Source organism: Streptomyces cahuitamycinicus (assembly GCF_002891435.1).
GTDB lineage: Bacteria > Actinomycetota > Actinomycetes > Streptomycetales > Streptomycetaceae > Streptomyces > Streptomyces cahuitamycinicus.
In genome coordinates this window covers 1-4,129 of the sequence record NZ_POUC01000569.1, presented here as the reverse complement: position 1 = coordinate 4,129, position 4,129 = coordinate 1, and the positions used below count along the sequence as shown (strand labels likewise).

The following is a 4,129-nucleotide window of genomic DNA, read 5'->3' as shown; positions in this document are numbered from 1 at the left end:
CGCGACGCCCGTGCACTACCCGCGCTACCGCGCCTCGCCGCCCCGGCCACGGCCGGCGACAGGCGCGATGTCGCCGCTCACCTTCGTCCTGCTCGTCACGGTGCCCGCGGTGGTGGCCGTCGCCGCGCTGCGCGCGCGCTGATCCCTGAAGCCCTGGAGGTACCCCTTGCCGGAATGGCTTGTTCTCACCCTCGCGATGCTGGCCGCCTGCGCCGTCGTGGTCATCATCACCTTCGTACGGCACCGCGCGGCGCCCGAGGACGAGGACCCCAGTGAGACTCCGGACGTCATCGAGTACATGACGATGTGGATCGGCGTGGTCTACGCCATCGTGCTGGGTCTGGCGATCGCCGGTGTCTGGGAGGGACGCAGCGCCGCCCAGGACCATGTCCAGGCCGAGGCGACCGCGCTGCACGAGATCTCCGAGCGGGTGCGGGTCTATCCGACGGAGGAACGCGACCGCATCCGGGACGACATCCGGACGTACGTGAGCCATGTCGTGACCACCGAGTGGGACACCATGGCCGACAAGGGCGAGGTCACCGAGCGCGGCGCCCGGCTCTTCGAGCGGATCCGCCAGGACGTCACCGACTACGAACCGGCGACGGACTTCGAGGCCCAGGCCTACCAGCCGCTGATGGACCAGGTGACCGCGGCGAGCCAAGCGCGGATCGCCCGGGCGGAGTCGACCGGGGAGACCATGCCCGGCGTCGTGTGGTTCGGGCTGATCGCCGGGGCCGTCGTCACCATCGGGATGATCTTCGCGCTGCAGATTCGCAGAACGACCCGCGAACTGGTCCTGGCCGGGCTGTTCTCGGCACTGATCGCCTTCCTGCTGTTTCTGATCTGGGACTTCGACTCCCCCTACAGCAGGGGCGTGACCGCCTCGGCCGACCCGTTCCTGAGCCTCTTCCCGGGCGTCGGGGACTGACGGCGCCTCGCGGCACGGATCCCGGCCGGGGGCTCGCGACACACCGTCGCCGTCCCCCGGCCGCGCGGGCGGCGTTCCCCCGGGCGGCCCACACCCATGCCCCATTCGCCCTACTGCGATCGCGCCACCCCGCACGCTTTCCTAGCGTTTCGGGCATCGAGGTGCATTTGTGACGTGAGCGGAACAGGTCCGCGGCTGCTCCTCGGGGACCCGGAGGATTCACCATGCGCGCGATATGCGTCGCTTCGGCCGTACTGCTGGGCGCCGGCGCCCTCACCTCCTGCGTGCCCGCCGCCGACGCGGCGATCCAGACCGACTTCGGTTTCAGCGTGGAGCCCTCCACCGTCAGGCCGGGGGGCGACGTCACCCTGCGGGTGGTGCGCAACGAGGCGTGCCAGGGCGAGGCGGCGGTCAACTCACCGGTCTTCGACCTGGTCACCATCCCGCCGGAGGAGTCCTGGACGACGGCCACCGTCGACTGGGACGCCAAGCGCGGTGCCGTGTACGAGGTGGAATTCGAGTGCGACGAGTCGAGCGGCACCGCGCGTCTGACGATCGCGGGCGGCCATCCGACGCACCACCCCACCCATCACCCGACGCGCCACCCCCACAAGGGAGTGCACGCCGGTGAGGGCGGCACCATCGCCGGCTTCGACCTCAAGGAGATCGGCCTCGGCGCCGCGCTCATCGCCGGGTCGCTCGGCGTCGCCTACCACTTCTCGCGCCGCCGCACCGACGAGGACGCCGGCTGACACCCCCCGCCCGCAGGTCTTCGCCCCGGCTCCCCTGATGAGGGAGAGCCGGGGCGAAGACCGTTCACGTGCGAGGTGACGACGCGTAGAGGCAGGGCGCGGCGAGGCGTCAGATGTTCCGCTCGGCCCGGCGGCGCATCCAGAACACACCGCCGCCGACCACCGCCGCGGCCACGAGGCCGCCGCCGATGGCCATGTCGGTCGGCGTCGCACCGGTGTTGCTGCTGCCGCCGATACCGCCACGGACACCGCCGATGACGGTGAAGGCCTGGGGCTTGGTCAGCCTCCTGCCGTCGCAGGTGACCGTGATGTCGTACGGGCCCGGGCGGGCATTGCTGTTGACGGTGGCGGTGCCCCGCGCGGTCCCGTTGCCGGCGCCGCCCCGGTCGCCCTCGTTGCCCTTGCCGCCACCGCCGCTGACCGGCGAGAGCTGCGTCGGCGAGAACGCGCTGGAAGTCGCCGTTCCGCCGTTGCGGCAGCCGTCGACGGTGATGGTCAGCTGGCCGCCACGGGCGATCACGCTGGGCAGGACGACGATGTTGCTGGGCTTGTTGTCCCACGCGACGGCCGCGGGGGCCGAGAGGCCGAGGGCGGCGACAGCTGCGCCGGCGACCGCCAGGGCACGAGTGTTACGCATGTGAACCTCCGCGGAAGACGCCCCGGGACCCGTCCCCGGTCGATCGGCGAGAAAGCGCCTCCCAGAAAGACAGTCAGTTGCCGTGCCGCGACCCGCATTTCGGCAATGGTCCGTCCTGGTGAGAGAAGGCGGTGCGGGAAAACCGCACAATCGGATATCACCGCAGGTCACGGACCGTCAGAAATTTCCTCGTCGCGGCAACTCGGATGGCGCACCTCAAGTCGCCGGGCGGCCCCTTTCGGCCCGGGCCACCCGTTCGCCCCCGCCCCGTCGCCGGTTTTGTGCGGGCCGCTTAGCGTTCTGCTATGCGCGATGGGCACGGGGACGGCCGCGTCGAGAGGGGATGGCGAATGTCTGCGTCCGAGCTGGCCGAGGCGGAAGAGGCGGCACGGCAGAAGAAGCGCGCCCCGTGGGGCGTGATAGCGCTGGTTCTGCTGACCGGCCTCGCGCTCATCCGGAACGGTTCGGGGGAGTTCGACGAGGGCCCGCCGCAGCCGGCGACGGCGGCAGCGGCGGACAGCCGGGTACCGGGCGGCACCTTCGACGGGGCCGTGGCGCCCCTGCCCTACGCCCTCCCGGACCGGGTCCGGATCCCGGCGATCCAGGTCGACGCGCCGATCATTCCCGTCGGCCTGGACGCGGACGGCTGGGTCGGCGCCCCGCCGCCGGAGGACCCCAACCTGGCCGGCTGGTTCACCGGTGCCGTCACCCCCGGCGAGAAGGGCACCGCGGTGGTGGTCGGCCATGTCGACAACCAGCAGGGCCCTGCCGTGTTCTACGGACTCGGGGCCCTGAAACAGGGAAATCGCGTCGAGGTCGCCCGGCAGGACGGAAAGACCGCCGCGTTCGAGATCTACGGCGTCGAGGTGTTCGAGAAGGACAACTTCCCCGGCGACCGTGTCTACGCGTCCAAGGGCGCGCCGGAACTGCGGGTCATCACCTGCGGCGGCGGTTTCTCCGAGCAGGAGGGCTATGCGGGGAACGTCGTCGCCTTCGCCCGCCTGGTCGAGGTGCTCTGAGCGTTCCCGGCCGGGCGGGCGAAAGCCGCGCGGTGCGTTACGCGTAGTGCCGCCGGGGCACGGTGACGTGGTAGCCGGAGTCCAGCAGTTCGGGGAGGTAGCGCCGCAGGGCCCGCACACTCTGCGAGCGGTCGCCCCCGGCGTCGTGGGCGAGTACCACGACGCCGGGGGCGGCGCCGCGTTCAACCCGGTTCGCGATGGACCGGGCCCCGGGGGTGGTCCAGTCGAGGGTGTCGACCGTCCAGGCGAGCGGTTCCATGCCGAGCTCGGCGCCGATCTCGAGGGCGGCGCGGTTCCAGGCTCCGTAGGGAGCGCGGAACCACTCGGGGCGCTCCCCGTAGGCGTCCTCGATGGCGTCGGAGGTGCGTTCCATCTGGGAGCGGATCTGCCTGCGGGTGAGGCGGGTGAGCAACGGATGGGACCAGGTGTGGTTCCCCACGACGTGGCCCTCGTCGGCCATCCGGGCCAGCAGCCTCCTGCCGCCGGCGACCATCTCGCCGCACACGAAGAACATCGCGCGCACGTCGTACTCGGCCAGGGTGTCCAGGATGTCCGGGGTGTAGCGGGGATCGGGGCCGTCGTCGAAGGTCAGCACCATGGTGCGGCCCCGGCCGGACACGCGCAGCAGCGGTTCGCGGCGCACCAGGGTGCGCCGGGGCGCGGCGCGGACGGAAGAAGCGGTCCAGGTCGGGCACGCCGGCGTGCAGCGGACGGCCGCTGACGCTGCCGAGGCCAGGAGATGGATACCGACAGCGCCCGGTTCGCCCAGCTGCGTGCCGAACTTCTGCGC

5 protein-coding genes are annotated in these 4,129 nt (G+C 71.7%); 3 read left to right on the top strand and 2 right to left on the bottom strand.

What is annotated here, in order from left to right; all coding sequences use genetic code 11:
• Nucleotides 1-196 precede the first annotated feature (196 nt).
• Nucleotides 197-931: a bestrophin-like domain gene (locus C1J00_RS39405; RefSeq protein WP_180989860.1), complete on the top strand. Its 735-nt coding sequence runs from the start codon at nt 197-199 to the stop codon at nt 929-931.
• Nucleotides 932-1,155: 224 nt separating this feature from the next.
• The gene (locus C1J00_RS39400; RefSeq protein WP_102913676.1) at nt 1,156-1,683 is read left to right on the top strand and encodes a hypothetical protein; all 528 of its coding nucleotides are present in this window, start codon (nt 1,156-1,158) and stop codon (nt 1,681-1,683) included.
• Nucleotides 1,684-1,792: 109 nt separating this feature from the next.
• Here C1J00_RS39400 and C1J00_RS39395 read toward each other — a convergent pair whose 3' ends face one another.
• Complete coding sequence (locus tag C1J00_RS39395) at nt 1,793-2,320, bottom strand: hypothetical protein (RefSeq protein WP_180989859.1); 528 nt, start codon at nt 2,318-2,320, stop codon at nt 1,793-1,795.
• Between the two features lie 350 nt (nt 2,321-2,670).
• Between C1J00_RS39395 and C1J00_RS39390 the strand changes: the two genes are divergently transcribed.
• The gene (locus tag C1J00_RS39390) at nt 2,671-3,339 is read left to right on the top strand and encodes a class F sortase (RefSeq protein ID WP_102913674.1); all 669 of its coding nucleotides are present in this window, start codon (nt 2,671-2,673) and stop codon (nt 3,337-3,339) included.
• 37 nt (nt 3,340-3,376) lie between these two features.
• Here C1J00_RS39390 and C1J00_RS39385 read toward each other — a convergent pair whose 3' ends face one another.
• Nucleotides 3,377-4,108 (bottom strand): polysaccharide deacetylase family protein, encoded by a 732-nt coding sequence (locus C1J00_RS39385; protein WP_439333474.1) that lies wholly within the window; start codon nt 4,106-4,108, stop codon nt 3,377-3,379.
• Nucleotides 4,109-4,129: the final 21 nt, after the last annotated feature.

Coding starts and splice junctions, on each gene's coding strand:
- C1J00_RS39405 (WP_180989860.1), top strand. CDS start 197: ATGCTGGCCGCCTGCGCCGTCGTGGTCATCATCACCTTCGTACGGCAC.
- C1J00_RS39400 (WP_102913676.1), top strand. CDS start 1,156: ATGCGCGCGATATGCGTCGCTTCGGCCGTACTGCTGGGCGCCGGCGCC.
- C1J00_RS39395 (WP_180989859.1), bottom strand. CDS start 2,320: ATGCGTAACACTCGTGCCCTGGCGGTCGCCGGCGCAGCTGTCGCCGCC.
- C1J00_RS39390 (WP_102913674.1), top strand. CDS start 2,671: ATGTCTGCGTCCGAGCTGGCCGAGGCGGAAGAGGCGGCACGGCAGAAG.